The 16,277-nt window shown below is 37.2% G+C and carries 14 protein-coding genes; 4 read left to right on the top strand and 10 right to left on the bottom strand.

The features are described 5' to 3' along the window. Window positions 1-115: 115 nt before the first annotated feature. A complete protein-coding gene (fumC, locus tag D1839_RS06460) occupies window positions 116-1,501 on the bottom strand; it encodes a class II fumarate hydratase (RefSeq protein ID WP_120378745.1) in 1,386 nt (461 codons plus the stop codon). Window positions 1,502-2,752: 1,251 nt separating this feature from the next. Between fumC and D1839_RS06455 the strand changes: the two genes are divergently transcribed. After that, window positions 2,753-3,664 (top strand): zinc dependent phospholipase C family protein, encoded by a 912-nt coding sequence (locus tag D1839_RS06455; RefSeq protein WP_120378744.1) that lies wholly within the window; start codon window positions 2,753-2,755, stop codon window positions 3,662-3,664. Between the two features lie 31 nt (window positions 3,665-3,695). Here D1839_RS06455 and D1839_RS06450 read toward each other — a convergent pair whose 3' ends face one another. Continuing rightward, complete coding sequence (locus D1839_RS06450; protein WP_120378743.1) at window positions 3,696-4,994, bottom strand: MFS transporter; 1,299 nt, start codon at window positions 4,992-4,994, stop codon at window positions 3,696-3,698. A gap of 174 nt (window positions 4,995-5,168) precedes the next feature. Further along, entirely contained in the window at window positions 5,169-5,402 is a 234-nt protein-coding gene (locus D1839_RS06445) for an IDEAL domain-containing protein (protein WP_120378742.1), read from the bottom strand. A 358-nt stretch (window positions 5,403-5,760) separates the two neighbouring features. On the opposite strand from D1839_RS06445, the gene D1839_RS06440 reads away from it, so the two are divergent. Next, the gene (locus tag D1839_RS06440; protein WP_120378741.1) at window positions 5,761-6,639 is read left to right on the top strand and encodes a cation diffusion facilitator family transporter; all 879 of its coding nucleotides are present in this window, start codon (window positions 5,761-5,763) and stop codon (window positions 6,637-6,639) included. Between the two features lie 320 nt (window positions 6,640-6,959). Here the strand turns inward: D1839_RS06440 and D1839_RS06435 are convergent, their stop codons facing one another. Continuing rightward, on the bottom strand, window positions 6,960-7,250 hold the full coding sequence (locus D1839_RS06435; RefSeq protein WP_120378740.1) for an AzlD domain-containing protein: 291 nt from the start codon (window positions 7,248-7,250) through the stop codon (window positions 6,960-6,962). Further along, on the bottom strand, window positions 7,247-7,975 hold the full coding sequence (locus tag D1839_RS06430) for an AzlC family ABC transporter permease (protein ID WP_120378739.1): 729 nt from the start codon (window positions 7,973-7,975) through the stop codon (window positions 7,247-7,249). The genes D1839_RS06435 and D1839_RS06430 overlap by 4 nt, the downstream gene beginning before the upstream one ends. Window positions 7,976-8,870: 895 nt before the next feature. On the opposite strand from D1839_RS06430, the gene nhaC reads away from it, so the two are divergent. Beyond that, window positions 8,871-10,256 (top strand): Na+/H+ antiporter NhaC, encoded by a 1,386-nt coding sequence (gene nhaC, locus D1839_RS06425; RefSeq protein ID WP_158589600.1) that lies wholly within the window; start codon window positions 8,871-8,873, stop codon window positions 10,254-10,256. A 261-nt stretch (window positions 10,257-10,517) separates the two neighbouring features. On the opposite strand, the gene map is transcribed toward nhaC, so the two are convergent. The 5 genes from map to D1839_RS06400 all read right to left on the bottom strand — a co-directional run bounded on the left by map (window position 10,518) and on the right by D1839_RS06400 (window position 15,612). Continuing rightward, the gene (gene map, locus D1839_RS06420; RefSeq protein WP_120378737.1) at window positions 10,518-11,273 is read right to left on the bottom strand and encodes a type I methionyl aminopeptidase; all 756 of its coding nucleotides are present in this window, start codon (window positions 11,271-11,273) and stop codon (window positions 10,518-10,520) included. Between the two features lie 615 nt (window positions 11,274-11,888). Next, on the bottom strand, window positions 11,889-11,993 hold the full coding sequence (locus D1839_RS06415; protein ID WP_120378736.1) for a YjcZ family sporulation protein: 105 nt from the start codon (window positions 11,991-11,993) through the stop codon (window positions 11,889-11,891). A 194-nt stretch (window positions 11,994-12,187) separates the two neighbouring features. Next, window positions 12,188-12,937 carry an SDR family NAD(P)-dependent oxidoreductase gene (locus tag D1839_RS06410; protein ID WP_120378735.1) on the bottom strand — a complete coding sequence of 250 codons (750 nt, stop codon included), beginning with the start codon at window positions 12,935-12,937 and terminating at the stop codon, window positions 12,188-12,190. A gap of 282 nt (window positions 12,938-13,219) precedes the next feature. Beyond that, the gene (locus tag D1839_RS06405) at window positions 13,220-14,593 is read right to left on the bottom strand and encodes a dipeptidase (protein ID WP_120378734.1); all 1,374 of its coding nucleotides are present in this window, start codon (window positions 14,591-14,593) and stop codon (window positions 13,220-13,222) included. 404 nt (window positions 14,594-14,997) lie between these two features. Then, window positions 14,998-15,612, bottom strand: coding sequence for a YhcN/YlaJ family sporulation lipoprotein (locus D1839_RS06400; protein ID WP_120378733.1), 615 nt, complete (start codon window positions 15,610-15,612; stop codon window positions 14,998-15,000). A gap of 165 nt (window positions 15,613-15,777) precedes the next feature. On the opposite strand from D1839_RS06400, the gene D1839_RS06395 reads away from it, so the two are divergent. Beyond that, on the top strand, window positions 15,778-16,014 hold the full coding sequence (locus D1839_RS06395; protein ID WP_120378732.1) for a YhdB family protein: 237 nt from the start codon (window positions 15,778-15,780) through the stop codon (window positions 16,012-16,014). Window positions 16,015-16,277 lie beyond the last annotated feature (263 nt).

Here is a 16,277-nt window from a genome sequence, read left to right as displayed (position 1 = left end):
ACTCGGTTATTTCGTTATCCCTAAGCACCTCATTTTATGATTTCTTATCCTATAAAAAACAAACCGCAATTGCGCTTTGTTCCTGCAATGCGGCTTGTTTCTTTGTATATCATTTTTATTTCGGATATGTCATTTCTTTCGGATTAACATATTGATCAAACTGTTCTTCTGTAAGCAAACCTAATTTCACTGCTGTATCTTTCAACGTAGCATTATCTTCAAAAGCAGTCTTAGCTATTTTAGCTGCATTCTCATAACCGATATGTGGATTTAATGCAGTTACAAGCATTAAAGAATCTTTTAGGTTCTTGTCAATGTTTTCCAAATTAGGTTCAATTCCTTGGGCACAGCGCTCATCAAAAGATAGCATGCTGTCAGCAAGAAGCTCACAAGATTGCAAGAAGTTATAAGCGATTACAGGTTTGAATACGTTCAATTCAAAATTTCCCTGACTTGCCGCAAAACCAATAGCTGCATCATTTCCCATTACTTGGGTCGCAACCATCGTGACTGCTTCACTTTGTGTCGGATTTACCTTTCCAGGCATAATCGAACTTCCTGGCTCATTCGCTGGTATCGTTATTTCACCGATACCACATCTTGGTCCACTCGCAAGCCAGCGCACATCATTTGCTATTTTCATTAAATCTCCAGCTAACGCTTTCAAGGCACCGTGAGCATAAACAGATTCATCATGGCTCGTTAAAGCATGAAATTTATTTGGTGCAGAAATAAAGTTTTTACCTGTTGCTTGATTAATCTCTTTACATACACGTTCTGAGAATTCGGGATGGGCATTTAAACCTGTTCCTACTGCCGTTCCACCGATTGCCAATTCTTTTAAGTAGCCTGTACTTTGTTCAATCATCATTTCTGATTTTTCAAGCATGCGATGCCAACCACTAATCTCTTGCCCTAAAGTGAGTGGGGTCGCATCTTGTAAATGGGTACGGCCAATTTTTACAATATCCTGGAACTTGTCCATTTTTACCTTTAATGTATCTTTTAATGTACGTAAAGCTGGTAATACTTTATCTTCCAGCTTCAGAACAAACGCAATGTGCATTGCTGTTGGATACGTATCGTTCGAACTTTGGGACTTATTCACATCATCATTCGGATGTAATGTCAAATCACTTCCCTGTTCTTTTAACCATTTATTTCCTACATGTGCAATCACTTCATTTACGTTCATATTCGATTGTGTACCACTTCCTGTCTGCCAAACGACTAACGGAAAGTGTTCTGTCAAATCACCATTAACAATTTGATTCGCTGCAGCCTCCATCGCTGCTGCTTTTTGCGCCTCCAATAAACCTAGTTCCTTATTAGCATGAGCAGCACTTTTTTTTAAAATCGCAAACGCTTTAATAATTTCTAACGGCATTTTCTCTTTACCAATCGGAAAATTTTGTTTACTTCTTTGTGTTTGTGCTCCCCAATATTTCTCCTTTGGTACATGAATTTCTCCAAGCGTATCTTTTTCTACACGATAATCCATTGTACTTATCCTCCCTATGTCGATTACTCGATATCTATTGTATCAGAAATTACAGCAAAAATAATCAGAAAGCTCATCCACATAAAGTGAATCTTTATTCAAGAGGGGTTTTCATACATCTCTATTAATTATAAAGATCTCTTGCAAAATAGGTATTTAGGTGCAGTTATCTCCGGGCTTAGACTTGTTTGCCGTACAGATTCTCCAACTCCTAAAGTATAAATCCTATAGCTTATACACGAGAGAACAAAGGCGCAGAGCGCCCGTTTACCAACGTAGCGTCTGGATCGAATCAACTAAAGTTTTAGGAATTATGCCACTAAAAACAGGGGTGTACCGACGCCTAAGCGGCAAGCCCGTTTTTAGTCGGTCTTCCTCTTAGCGACGAACCGATGAGGTCTTATCGTAGGACGATTCGTGAAGTCGCATCGTTGCTGGGCTCATACGCCGGGCGGTGACTATACGGTTATTTCGTTATCTACAAGCGCCTTATTTTATAGTTTCTTTTCTTATAAAAAGAAACTTCTATAAATTGTAAAAAATAAATAGAGTTTGCCTTCTTTGAGCTTAGATTGGTTATGACGTCTAGCGTCTTGCTGTGGTCTCAGCCTTCTCACTATAATCGCATGTAACAGACACCAACTGGGATGCTTTTTGCTTTTTTTCTGGAAAGACACAAAATTGTACGGGTTTTTTATTCCCTTCTTTTAAGAAATTCTTTTATAATATGTAAAGATGCAATCAACATTCCTATTGAAACAGATGAAATTGAAAGCAAGGCTTATATTGATAATGCTTACTGCTTGTTGCATGCGAGATAAAGTGAATCTTCCATCAGTGGGGATCTTTTTTTCCTCCCCATTGATTGTTAGATAAACGAATCGGGGCATTTAAGTGCTGTCAACTCTCACTTAGAATTGTTGTAGTATAGATTCTCCAATCCTTGATGTGGGAGACATACAGATCTTATATGCGGGGGAAATAATGGGAGATAAGAGCAAAGTATAGTAAGTAAAGTATTAAAGAACAAAGGCGCAGGGCGCCCGTTTAGCAACGTAGCGAATGGAACGAATCAACTGAGATAAAGGAAACATGGTGAGGCACGAACCAATGATGACTTATCGTAGAGCGATTCATGAAGTCGCCTAGTTGCTGGGCTCATGAGCCAGACGTGGCTATTCCATTATTTCATTATCCCAAAGCCACTAATTTTTATGCTTTCTTACCTAACAAAAAAGGGGGGATTTCAATATGCCTAATATATGGACCCATATTATATTTTGTGAAGAAATGTCGGATGCTATAACACAAACGCACCAATTTTCAAGTTATGAATCGATGATGAAGCTAGGTGCCCAAGGTCCAGATCCATTCTTTTATCACCGTTTTTGGCCATGGATGAAGGAAGGGCATGCGCAAGAAATTGGTACTATATTACATGAACAAAAATGTGGTCCGTTTTTACTGGATTTAATTCATACTGCTAAAACGATGGATAATCAAGTAAAAGCTTATGTATTTGGCTTCATTACTCATCATATTCTAGATCGCAACACACATCCGTATATTCACTACCAAGCAGGTTATGAAGGAAGTAAACATCAAAAACTAGAGATTATCATCGATACATTAATGTTGCATAAATTTAACAACTTAAAAACGTGGAAGACTCCTGTTTATAAAGAAATAGATGTTGGAAGAAAACTGGACAAAAAAATAGTCCAATTGCTTTATCAAACCATTGTTAAACACTATCCAGAGCTTGACGCAACCCAAACGCATATTCAAAAATCTTATCGGGATATGAAGTTAGCTTTAATGTTATTGTCAGATCCACTTGGTTGGAAAAATCGCATTTTTCATTCACTCATTTCCTCCTATTCTCATCGACCAGTGCAAGACAATAAGGATTATTTGAACGAACAAAAAACTACATGGTATCATCCTGCCACGAAAGAACCAAACAACAATAGCTTTCTTGAGCTTTATCAACAGGCAAAAATAGAGGGATTCCAAATTTTATCCACTGTTAATGCCTATTGGAAGCAACAAGATGAAGCATTATATCATAAGTTAGCAGATCAAATTGGTAATATTTCCTACGATACGGGGAAATGCCTTGCGTTGAATTTACGTAATCAGTATGCTGATCCAATTATATAGCCATGATCAGAGGTTCTCCTCTGACCATACGCTATTTTAAGGTGACTCCAACTTCTACGGAAGCAGGAGTTTGTTTTTTGGCATCTGTCATACCTTTTTCAACATTAACAAATTTCAATAAAATAATCCCACCGATAAAAAATACTAATAAAGAAATGATCCCGTTTCGGCTAGAACCAGTAAGTTGCCCAACTAATCCAAATAAAAATGGACCGAAGATGGCAGCAAATTTAGAAGAAATGCCGTAAAACCCAAAAAATTCAGCGTGTTTATGTTCTGGAACCATTCGTCCATAAATAGAGCGACTCAAAGACTGTGCTCCTCCTTGAACAATACCTACACAAATAGCTAACAGATAAAAATGCAAGGCAGACGACATGAAATAACCGAGAAGAACAATCCCAGTATATACATATAAAGAAAGTACTAAAGCTTTTTTGGCAGTTATTTTCTTTGCTAGCCAACCAAAGAAAAAAGTACAAGGTATACCAACAAACTGGGTAATCAATAAGGCGATTATTAAGCTATTTCCATCAATACCAATATCTCGACCGTAGATCGTTGCCATTTTGATAATCGTTGAAATACCATCATTGTACAACCAAAAGGCTAATAAAAAAATTAATAATTGCTTATAATGCTTTAAATCTTTAAATGTGGAAGAAACCCGGGAAAAACCAATAGCGACATAGGAGCGATCTCGTTTCTCTCTGTATTTTTTCTCCTCTTGTATGTTACGGAAAAGCGGAAGTGAAAAGATAAACCACCAAACGCCCACGGTTACAAAAGCAATCTGACTGGCTGCTGTTGCGTTAGGAATACCAAACCAATCATGCTTTAAAATCATTAAAATATTTATTGCTAATAATATCCCTCCGCCAATATACCCCCAGGCAAATCCCGCAGCAGAAACTTTATCTATTTCCTTTCCTTTAGCAATTTCTGGTAAAAATGCATCATAGAATACGTTACCACCTGAAAAACCAACCGTCCCAACGATTAATAGCAAAGAAGCAAATATGTAATCTCCTTCTCCTATGAAAGCAAGTAAGATACTAGCGATCATTCCCATATAAGCAAAAAATCGCAAAAATTTCTTTTTAGCAGCTGAGTAATCGCTGATCGCTCCTAAAATTGGTGCAAGAATTGCAACAATTAGTACTGCAATTGATTGTGAGTATCCCCAAAAACTTGCTGCAAGCTCCTGGTTTGCACCTACAGCGGCTACATCATAATAAAAGACAGGCAAAATCGCTGCCATAACAGTTGTAGCAAACGCAGAATTACCAAAATCGTAAAGCACCCAGCTAAGAGTGGTTTTTTTCTTCATTTTGTTTTAGCCTCCTTTTCATTTAGAATAACAAAAGAATTTATCCACCGTATATTTTTTACAAAAATTTAACAAAAATAACGTTTAGTAAATTTACACAATATGTAAACGAAACCATGATTGCTGACCAAAAAAGCCGCCCTACCAAACTGGCAAGGCAGCATACATTAATTGCTATTCCCAAATAAAGGTTTTATACGCTTTACTCCATTTAAAAAAATCATCCTTATTTCCTTCATCAATGGAACGATTAATCTGTTCCTCAATAAGCGCTTTATTATAGTTAAAGCATATTTCATCCAAAAGCAGACGACTTGACAATCGTAATTCAAACGTAATTTCCCGCTTCGCTTTTATCCTTTTTCCATTGTAACGATAAAATTGAAATACAATCTTCTGCTTTTTCATGGAACACTTCCTCCTTGTTCCTTTTCATTATTATCCTAAATTTTTAGAAAAATTTCAATAGGTAAATGATAAAAAATTTAAATTTCCTTTTTCCCTTATGAAACTTCCTTCAATTCACTCAATACATATAGTTTCATCCTTCAATGTTTCTCTAGACCCACCATAGATGACTTTGGTAGAATCTTAAGGTACAGCTTAAGAGAGCTTGATAATATATGGTATATTGAATGAAAGCCAGCGAATTTCAAGGAAAGTGCCGTTTATTTCTATTAACGCATGTATCGATCGCATACTTCCTGCTGAAATTAGAACCCATATAAAGTTGCTTAGCTGAGTGATTAAACAGGAGGTCCGACATATGAACCATTCGGATAACTTAAAAAAAGGAGAGAAAGGTGCCTGGATTAGCATCTTCGCATATATCATATTAGCAGTCAGTAAAATAGTAGTTGCGTCAATCGGAAATTCCGACGCTTTACGTGCGGATGGATTAAACAATGCAACGGATGTTATAGCTTCAGTTGCTGTTTTAATCGGATTAAAAATATCGCGCAAACCACCAGATGAAGATCATCACTATGGCCACTTTCGAGCAGAAACAATCGCTTCTTTATTCGCTGCTTTTATCATGATGCTAGTTGGGATTCAAGTAATTATAGATACGTTCAAATCCGTGTGGGATCAAAATTTTGTTCAGCCAGATATGCTAACAGCGTGGACAGCACTAGCTGCCGCTTTCGTTATGTTGCTCGTCTATGTTTATAATTTACGTCTATCTAAAGCCGTTGCCAGTTCAGCTTTATATGCTGCCGCTCAGGATAACCGTTCAGACGCATTAGTAAGTATTGGAGCATTCATTGGTATCATCGGCGCTCAGTTTGGCTTGTTTTGGCTTGACCCAATTGCAGGATTAGTCGTCGGTTTTATTATTTGTAAAACTGCTTGGGAGATTTTTAAAGATGCTACACATACGTTAACAGATGGCTTTGATGAAAAACAAATAAAAAAAATACGATCCAGTGTAGAAAAAGATCCAGGTGTGAAAAAATTGTATGACATAAAGGGAAGAGTTCATGGAAATCAGGCATTTATTGACATTACAATCTTGGTTGACCCTCGCCTTAACGTTGAAGAAAGTCATGCTATTACAGAAAGAATTGAAAAACAGTTATATAAGAAGCACCATATTACGCATGCACAGATCCATATTGAACCTTACCAAACCTTAGATAGTTGACTTTATCCGTATCACTAGCCCAAAATAAGTATGCAAAGAAGGCGAATGCTTTAGGCATAATATACAACGGGATCCCTTTTAAAGCGATCGACGAGCAGACCTCACTGTTATTTATGAGAACAAAATGAAGCTAGACAACAACATTTTCAGCAGGTAAAATCCGAACGACCTAGAATTTTGGATGTGCATCTAACTAACTTCGCTAAATATACTTTAATTTGACCGTCTGTTGAGCCTCCTCACGCACTTGTGAAGGCTCATCGATATCTTTCTTAAATGAACACAGCTTTTTGACTTTAACATTCCCAGCCTGGTTTTGACTACGTCAGCAAATATACTGTTGCAATGGCTGCGATAACAACAATAATAATATGAACACCTAAGTATGCTAACACAATAGCAAAAATGCCACCAAACAAACCAAGATGCGGCTGATCTGGCTTTACAGACATAATCCCCGGAAAAATAAGCGCCCCTAATGCAGCATATGGAATGGCACTCAACCATCGATTAATCCAATCAGGAAACAACAGTTTATCTACTATAAAAGCGGGGATTATTCTTGGTATCATTGTCACCACAGCCATACCAATAATAATGATCCAAATCATGCCTCTTCCTCCTTCAGAATAAATATTCCAGCTGCGCCACCTATTATAGTGCCTAATACAATTGCCCAACCTGTACTTATTCCAAGCTGCACGCATAAAGCATTGATAAGCATTGCTAACACAGCAATGAGGACAATCTTTTTATTTTTCTTAACAGAGGGAACTAAAAGACCAATAAACATGGCATAGAGGGCGATCCCCATGCTTTGGCTCAATCTTTCTGGAATAATTTCTCCTACTACTCCTCCAAGGAAAGACCCTGCTACCCATGAGAAATAAGCAGTTACGATAATGCCAATATAAAAAAACAAACCATTCTTCATGTTTGCTTCTTTCGGATGAATTGCAGTCACAGCAAACGTTTCATCCGTTAATCCCATGGATAATGGTAGTTTCCATTTTAATGCTGAGCCTCGTAAGCGATTCATAAAAGATAGGCTCATTACAAAATGTCGGGAATTAAGTACAAAAGTAGCGACAATAATTTCAATAACGCCAGCGCCTACAGCAATCATATTTGCTCCCATAAATTGGCTTGCCCCAGCAAATACCAGTATACTCATGAATGTTAATTCTGTTAGGGACATTCCTGCTTGTTTAGCTAATACACCGTAAGTAATCGCTATCGGAATATAACCGACCATGATTGGAAAGCCTTTTGAGAAGCCCTTTTTCATCAAAGCTACTGGAGAAGTTGCTTGTACAACGGTGTAGTTTGGTTCCATTACATTTCCTCCCCAAATAGTAATTCTAGTTATTATACCGTATATTTCAAAAATAAAAAAGATTAATTCCCAGCGTATTTTGTATTGACAAAATAGCCATTCACAGTTATATTCAATAATAATCTTTAAAAAACAGTCATCTTGTTAAAAATTGCTTTAAGAGAAAAACGTGCACGTTTCATGAAAAAGTTATGTAATAATCCCTTCACAAGAATGACACAGAGAACAAAGAAGCAGGGCGCCCGTTTAGCAACGTAGTGACTGGAGCCAATCAACTAAAGTTTTACCCTGCAAACAAGGGATATGCCGACGCCTGAGCGGCAAGCCCGTTTTTAGTCGGCCTTCCTATTTGTAACGAACCGAAGATAACTTATCGGAAGGCGATTTCGTGAAGTCGGCCTAGTTGCTGGGCTCATGCGCCGGACGTGGCTATTCCATTAAGTCTGGATCCCAAAGCAACAATTTTTATACTTTCTTATCTAACAAGAAATTATCGTATTATTTTTGACTAATATATCGTTTAAACAACCTTGAATGTACAGTAGACATTTCTCAAGCAGCGTAAGAGACAGAGTGGTAGGTGTAAACTCTGGCAGGGAAATGGTTGAATTACACATTCGCTCGTAATAGGTTGACATAAATGAGCGGCTGGTTTTGCCAGCAAGTTGGGTGGTAACGCGGAGTAAAGCTTCGTCCCTTCATAGGGATGAGGCTTTTTTTGTATGGAAGAAGTTATCCTTTCAAGGAACTCCTAGTTCTCCGTGGTGCTTTCTAAGTTTATATGCTTTTGGCAACGAATGATGCGAATTTAAATTAATCAGTAGCAGGTTATGAATGGCTTAATCCTGCACTCAGTGAAAAAACTCTTCAACGAATGACAGAAAGGACGATGATCATGTTTCCAATCCAACCGAAACATCAACCTACTTTGCTAGGAGCAATTACCTTTTTTATTATCACTATCAGTTTAATTAGTTACTTTATTATAAAATTGGGAACAAACCCACATATCCCCATTATTTTAGCTATTTTTCTATTAATGGCATATGGGCTATTTCAAAAAATTCCTTTTTCCGATTTACAATCTGGATTAATTGAAGGTGCTAGAACAGGCATGGGAGCTGTATTTCTATTTTTTCTTATTGGCATTTTAATCAGCAGTTGGATGATTAGTGGCACTATCCCCGCACTGATTGATCTTGGATTTTCTTTTATTGGCACTACTTGGTTTTATGCAGTTGTGTTCTCTATTACAGCAATCATTGGTGTTTCCATGGGAAGCTCGTTAACAACAACAGCAACAATTGGTGTTGCTTTTATTGGGATGGGGGACGCACTTGGTGCCTCGATGGCGATTACAGCAGGAGCAATCGTTTCTGGAGCATTTTTTGGGGATAAGATGTCGCCTCTTTCTGATACCACTAATCTCGCTTCTACCGTAGTTGGTGTAGATCTATTTGATCATATTAAACATATAAGCTTAACAACCATTCCTGCGTTTCTTATTTCATTTGTTTTATTTGCCTGGCTATCACCAAAAACTGATTCATCAGCTATTGGGAGCGGAAAAGCGTATCAAATGGCATTAGACGCAACTAATTTAATCCATTGGACTTCTTGGGTTCCGCTTTTGTTATTAATTGTTTGTACGTATTTTCGGGTTCCAGCTTTTATTTCCATTTCATTGAGCAGCCTTGTAGCAACAGGTTTTGCCGCTTTTACAAGTGGTCTCGCGTGGGGTGACATTTGGAGCATTTGGTTTAACGGATATACAGCTACGACAAATTTTGAACCAGTTAATGACCTACTTACAAAGGGTGGAATTAACAGTATGTTATTTACTATCTCCCTTGTTATATTAGCTTTAGGTTTTGGCGGGTTACTATTTATAACCGGGATTATTCCAGCATTGCTCCTTGCATTGCAGAAAAAATTAACTCGAATTCGTTCTATCGTTGTGTCCACAGCAGCAACTGCTATTGGAGTAAATATTTTAATTGGAGAACAGTATCTTTCGATCATGTTAACAGGAGAAACATTTAAAAGCATTTATACAAAAGCCAAACTTCCGAAAAAAGTGTTATCGCGCACATTAGAGGATGCCGGGACGGTTATTAATCCCCTGGTGCCATGGAGTGTTTGTGGAGTATTCATTGCCGATGTACTTGGAGTTCCTGTTCTAACTTACTTACCATTCGCCTTTTTCTGCTTATTAAGTCCCATTATTACGATGGTCTTCAGTGGGAAGTCGTATAAACCTGCGGGTAAAAAGACAGATTAACTGTATTCTTACCCAGATAATCTAATAAACGATTTAAAATAAACCTTCAACCAGTGGGGTAATTCATCCCCCACGACTGATGAGTATCGTAATGTGCTTCACGACCGCTTACAAAACAGGGAATTTTAGGCGTCTTTATCCCTTACTGTACAGATTAAGCCAGAAGCTTGTTCATATAAAAAGGAGAGCTTCATTTATATGAACTACTCTCCTTTTTATTGAAGCAATAAACAGAACTATCAAAAGCTCACAAAGGTCCTGCTATTCCTTATCTTGATCCGTAAGTATAATTGGCTTATCCTTCGTAATTACTATCGTATGCTCATATTGGGCTGAACGTCCTTGATCAATGGTTCTTGCAGTCCAATTATTGCTGTCCATTTGACTATGCCAGCTATCTTCATTAATCATTGGTTCAATCGTAATTACCATACCTTCTTTCAAGCGCAACCCTTTATTAGGTAAACCAAAATGAGGGATGTGCGGATCTTCATGAAGTGTTGGGCCAATACCATGACCAGTAAAATCTCGCACAACTGAAAACCCTTCTCCTTCCGCATATTGCTGAATGGCATGACCAATATCACCAATCCGATTTCCAGCACGTGCTTGTTCTATCCCTTTGTACAAGCACGTTTTTGTTACCTCCATTAAACGTAGCCCTTTTTCATCTACATTCCCAACTGCATACGTCCACGCAGAGTCAGCAAGCCCTCCATCTAGATTTACAACCATATCAATTGTTACAATATCACCATCTTTTAGCTTTTCATGGCGCGGAAATCCATGGCAGATTTCATCATTAATAGAGGCACAAATTGCATAAGGGTAGCCATTATATCCTTTTTGCTCTGGAATTGCGCCATGCTCTTCTAAAAATTTTTCTGTAAATGCATCGATCTCCATCGTCGTAATACCAGGCTTCATCATTTTTGCAATTTCTTTGTGACACTTTACTAAAACATCAGCAGCTGCCTGCATTTTTTCAATTTCCCGTTTACTTTTTCTGGATATCATAAAAACGCCTCTCTTTCTGTTTATCTTTGGCTGGTAAAACAATTTTGCGTTAAAGCAACTATCGAAAGTACGATTACCAATATAGTGAACTGCATTCCATAGAGCGTTCCTGCTTACCTAATGAATACTAGTACCATAAGCGGTGAACCTAAAGACCCTTTTTGAGGAATCTAGGGCAATTGCCCCTTAAACACCTTTGTATCTTCTACAATCCTAAAACAGAAGCTTACGGCACCTTACATTTGGAATAAAATCGTACTTTAGAATTATATGTTTTAACTAGTTATTAAAAGTTGGGAAAAGATATGTGGAAAATACGCCACTCATTATGTTGCCTGTTTTTCACCCATATAAGAGTGTATCATAAACAGCGCAATTCTAAAACGAATTAGAAAATTATACAGTCCGTCAAGTATATGGGAGCTAATCTCCCCTTGTGGTTTCTGTCTATTATGCCAATAGCTTCTGCTAATTCTCTCCAACGAATACAAGCATATTTCCTTGTAATATTAGAAGATTGCAATGATCTGTGGATAATTCTTCTCAATCAGTAACATAAAGGGTTTGTTTCTTTTCGAGTAAAAAATGCAGAGGGTATCCTCTGCATTTTTTACTTTAATATCCATATCCTGTATAAGCAGTACCGATAATGATCAATAAAATGAATAGTACAACCAATAAGGCAAAACCTCCACCATAGTTGTAGCCTACTTTACTCATTCATCTCCCCTCCTCTTTTGCTGACTAATGTATCATATGCTGAGGGAGCAAAAATGGGAGAGAAAAGAAAGATATGAGCAATTTATAGTTTAGCCTCTTACATATGGAACATCTTTTCCAAAATACAGCGCATTTTTATAACCAGTCTTATTTTTAATATAGTGACCGAACTATTATTCAAACCATGTTTTCTTTTACAGATAATCTCTTGCATAGTATACTTTTCCATTTTCCACATCATTTTGCATCATAATTTTTACTGCAATGCGGGCAATTTTTTCTGTTTGTTGCAATTGGTTATTCTCTTGATATGCTTTAAACGTATCGACTGCTTGAAACGCAGTTTTTTTACTTAAGCGGATTTTCTCTTGCATATCAGTATCCATAATCCCGGGACTAAAGGCAATAATTTTATGATTTGCGCCAGCTTGTTCTTCCGCAATCGTTTTTGTATACATATTTATGCTTGCCTTGGAACTACAATAAGCTGTCCAACCAAACATCGGTTTTTCTGCGGCACCAGATGTAACCATTAAACCAACCATTGGAATTACTTTTTTATTAGCATATTGTAAGCATAAATTAGTTAATGCCATCGGAGCTATTGCATTTACTTGAAAATGGTAAGCTAATGAAGCGGGGGAAATGTTGACTCCTTGGTCAATTGGCTCAATAACTCCTGCATTATTTACGAGATAGAGTCCAGTTATATCGTCATTTATAAAATCTGTAATAATCTTTTCTATAAGCTCTTCTAATTTGTCTATGTTTGCTAAATCATAAGCAATACTTTGATAAGTAACTCCATGTGCAGTAGCATTTGCGTTCAAATCAACGGTAGTACTTCTTGAAATACCAATTACATGTACACCTTTGCTTAATAACAGTTTAGCTACTTCTTTTCCTAACCCCTTTGAAACACCTGTGACAATTGCATAACGCATATTTCTTCCCCTCCATGTTTAAATGAGATTTCAATTGGCAGGGATGGAATTACCCCTACCAGTGTGCTTGCTAACGCAAGGATTCATCCTAAAGGCACAAAATCAGAAATTTGGCGTATAAATTATCTCGCTTTACCTTTTCGCATTATGGGGGATGAAAAGGGCTCTTACTACCTGTTAATGCAGGTAAGTAATGTGATTTAATTTTGCTTATTAAAATATCGAAAAGTGAGATTGCCCCTTTGATTTTTTTTTGATTTTCCCCAAAGAAAAATATGGTTTTTAACCCTGATGACCGACTGCTTGCCAATAATAGACTAGCGTCTCCATACCTTTATCAAAACTATCTAAAGGAAAACTTTCATTAGGGGAATGCAAACGATCATCAGGAGTTCCAAACCCTAATAAGACAATTGGTATATCATATAACGCTTGAATCCATTCTACCACTGGAATTGACCCTCCCATCCGTACATATACAGTTTCAGATTGGAAAGCTTTCGAATAAGCTTCAGCTGCCTTTTTTATTAATGGGTGATTTGGTTCTACTTTATATGCTTTAGCAGATAATTTCTCCTTTTTTACATGAACCCTAACACCAGCTGGTGCAGTTTTCATGATATGATCCTCTAATAATTGCTGCACGTTTTCAGGATCTTGTCCAGGCACTAGGCGACAAGTAATCTTAGCTGTAGCTGTTGAAGGAATAATGGTTTTTGTACCTTCCCCCTGGTACCCTCCAAACATTCCATTTATTTCAAATGTTGGTCGACCCATCGTATGTTCAACTGCTGTATAGCCTTTCTCAGAAACAGTTTGATCGACACCAGCTGCTTTAGCAAAATCTTCGCTAGGCGCTTTTGCCATCAATGCTCGTTCCTCTTCTGTTAAAGGCTCTACATCATTGTAAAATCCCTCTACTGTAACGATTTCTTCCTTATTCTTCATGGAAGCTAAAATATGGCTTAATGCCATAATTGGATTACGAATTGCTCCGCCATACATACCAGAGTGTAAATCATGATCAGGACCAGTTACTGTTATTTCTAAACCGGTAAAGCCTTTTAAGCCATACAAAATGGTCGGCTGATTTTTAGCAACCATTCCCGAATCAGAGATTACAGCAAAATCGGCCGCAAACTGTTCCTTCTTTGCATACAGTATTTCATACAAATTTTCACTACCAATCTCTTCTTCCCCTTCCATACACACTTTCACGTTTAATGGCAATTTTCCTACTGTTTTAAAAAATGCTTCAAATACCGCAAAATGCATAAATACTTGGCCTTTATCATCACTTGCACCTCGCGCAAATAATCTCCCTTCTCTTATTTCCGGCTGAAATGGCTCACTTTGCCAAAGTTCAAGCGGGTCTGCTGGTTGTACATCATAATGTCCATACAATAAAACTGTTGGTGCTTGTGAACCGGCACCATTGTATTCTGCATATACAAGAGGGTGATTATTCGTTGGCTGTTTCTCAGCTAAATCAAAGCCTATATCATGTAAATATGTAACAATATAATCTGCTGCTTTTTCAATATCTTGTCGATGGTTACTATCTGCGCTTATGCTTGGAATTTTTAAAAAGCTAAAAAGGTTATCGAGTAACCTATTTCGATTTGTTTGTAAATAACGCAATACTTGTTCACTCATCATAAAACCTCCTGTAAATATGTTTGTATGCATATATTTTAGCATATGCCTTGACTTTTGCTAAAGCTAATATACATTTCGTAAACTCGGAATTCAGCCTAAAAAATTTCCCGGGCAATTTTCCTTACTGATCAGTGGGGATTTTCATTCATCCCCCATCCCTTGTTAGTACCATAATGGTAAGACCTTAAGTCCTCTGAATGAATCAGGTATTTAGGTGCTGTTATATTGAGATAGTAAAGTATTCAACAAAGGATAGTGGTTATTTAATTATCCAACTCCTGAAGCGCGGCTCTTCAACTCCTTATATACGTGGTAAAGCCACAGCTTCACTTCTAAAAAATGATTTAATTAAAAAACGAGTAAATCTCAGTAGATGTTCTAGAGATTTACTCGTATTGGTATTAACGATTTTGTGGAAATAATCGTTCTATCATATTTCCAAACTGGTCAAAAAATCCTTTAACAGGTTTACCATTTTCCACATCATTGGCGTAATTTTGGGTTAAGTTTAGAAAGTCTGGATTTGTAGATACATAAACGTTGTCAATATCAGCATCAACAGATTGTACAATTTGCTTTATTCTTGACTTTACATCATCTGTCAGTTCATTTCCTTTATCCACATTATTTGTATTATTCGCTGTGTTATTCCCAGTGTTTTTGTTTTCTACATTGGTATCATTCGTATCTAAACCAGCAGCAACATATGCATTGTTATCCATTGTTAATACATATGCGGTATCAATCTCATCAATTTCTCTGGTGATTCTTTCAGAAGCTTCTTTAGAGACCTCATAACGATTGGCATTATTGTTATTATCTTGGTCTCGTTCAGCCGATCTTGTCATATCGTAATTACGATCGCCTGTCATTCCCTCTCCAGTGTTATTATTATATCTCGTTTGTTCTACATTATCGTCAGCATTTTTGTTTCCGTTATTATTGTCATCGTTATTCATGCATCCAGCTAATACCAACCCAAGAATAGCAATGAAAGAAAATAATTTGATTTTCATGTATGTTATACCTCCTTTGGTTTTGCCTTTAGTATGAAGCAAACAAATAGGATTATACGTAGCGACAGCACCTTTTTATGGCAAATACACCATTTTTGTTTCAGACAATATATATATAATACGGGAATGCTATAAGTAACCCTTACATGTTTAAGGAGGGCAAATATGGATATACCTGACTATGATAAAGCACTTTACTATACGCTTTGGGGATACTGGGATGACTTGCTCGTGCTCATGGTTCGAACAAACGATGATATCCTGTCCAAGAAAATACAATTGTTCTTGCATGCTTTTCATTATTCACCTGATGAGCAAAAAATCATGGAATCGCATGATAATCTGCTTTACTATTTGGACCATGCCATGAAGTACGAACCTTCGACAATTATGAAGATATAAACGGCTGGCACTTAACTAAAACAGCAGATTAAAAAAACGATCAATCACCAATTATATAAACGCAAGTTTTAGCGTAGTCAAAATATGTAGACCCTTGTGGGAATAGCGCGAGCTGAAGATCCCGCAGAAAAGCGTTTTTTGTTTTCCGTAGAAGCTGAGACGCACCTCGCGGAAAGCGAAGCATTTTGACATAGCGATGAGAGATTTTTTATGCAAATAAGCCGAACAATTATAAATGGATTGTTCGGCTTTTGCTTACATAG

Origin of the sequence: Roseburia sp. 1XD42-34, assembly GCF_009917385.1 — a bacterium.
In the GTDB taxonomy this organism is placed as follows: domain Bacteria; phylum Bacillota; class Bacilli; order Bacillales; family Amphibacillaceae; genus Virgibacillus.
This window is presented reverse-complemented; position numbering and strand designations above follow the sequence as displayed.

What these genes read in the sequence shown, in the direction of transcription:
- map (WP_120378737.1), bottom strand. Translation starts at nt 11,273, where the DNA reads ATGATATCCAGAAAAAGTAAACGGGAAATTGAAAAAATGCAGGCAGCT.
- D1839_RS06450 (WP_120378743.1), bottom strand. Translation starts at nt 4,994, where the DNA reads ATGAAGAAAAAAACCACTCTTAGCTGGGTGCTTTACGATTTTGGTAAT.
- nhaC (WP_158589600.1), top strand. Translation starts at nt 8,871, where the DNA reads ATGTTTCCAATCCAACCGAAACATCAACCTACTTTGCTAGGAGCAATT.
- D1839_RS06430 (WP_120378739.1), bottom strand. Translation starts at nt 7,975, where the DNA reads ATGGAACCAAACTACACCGTTGTACAAGCAACTTCTCCAGTAGCTTTG.
- D1839_RS06410 (WP_120378735.1), bottom strand. Translation starts at nt 12,937, where the DNA reads ATGCGTTATGCAATTGTCACAGGTGTTTCAAAGGGGTTAGGAAAAGAA.
- fumC (WP_120378745.1), bottom strand. Translation starts at nt 1,501, where the DNA reads ATGGATTATCGTGTAGAAAAAGATACGCTTGGAGAAATTCATGTACCA.
- D1839_RS06415 (WP_120378736.1), bottom strand. Translation starts at nt 11,993, where the DNA reads ATGAGTAAAGTAGGCTACAACTATGGTGGAGGTTTTGCCTTATTGGTT.
- D1839_RS06400 (WP_120378733.1), bottom strand. Translation starts at nt 15,612, where the DNA reads ATGAAAATCAAATTATTTTCTTTCATTGCTATTCTTGGGTTGGTATTA.
- D1839_RS06445 (WP_120378742.1), bottom strand. Translation starts at nt 5,402, where the DNA reads ATGAAAAAGCAGAAGATTGTATTTCAATTTTATCGTTACAATGGAAAA.
- D1839_RS06435 (WP_120378740.1), bottom strand. Translation starts at nt 7,250, where the DNA reads ATGATTTGGATCATTATTATTGGTATGGCTGTGGTGACAATGATACCA.
- D1839_RS06395 (WP_120378732.1), top strand. Translation starts at nt 15,778, where the DNA reads ATGGATATACCTGACTATGATAAAGCACTTTACTATACGCTTTGGGGA.
- D1839_RS06405 (WP_120378734.1), bottom strand. Translation starts at nt 14,593, where the DNA reads ATGAGTGAACAAGTATTGCGTTATTTACAAACAAATCGAAATAGGTTA.
- D1839_RS06455 (WP_120378744.1), top strand. Translation starts at nt 2,753, where the DNA reads ATGCCTAATATATGGACCCATATTATATTTTGTGAAGAAATGTCGGAT.
- D1839_RS06440 (WP_120378741.1), top strand. Translation starts at nt 5,761, where the DNA reads ATGAACCATTCGGATAACTTAAAAAAAGGAGAGAAAGGTGCCTGGATT.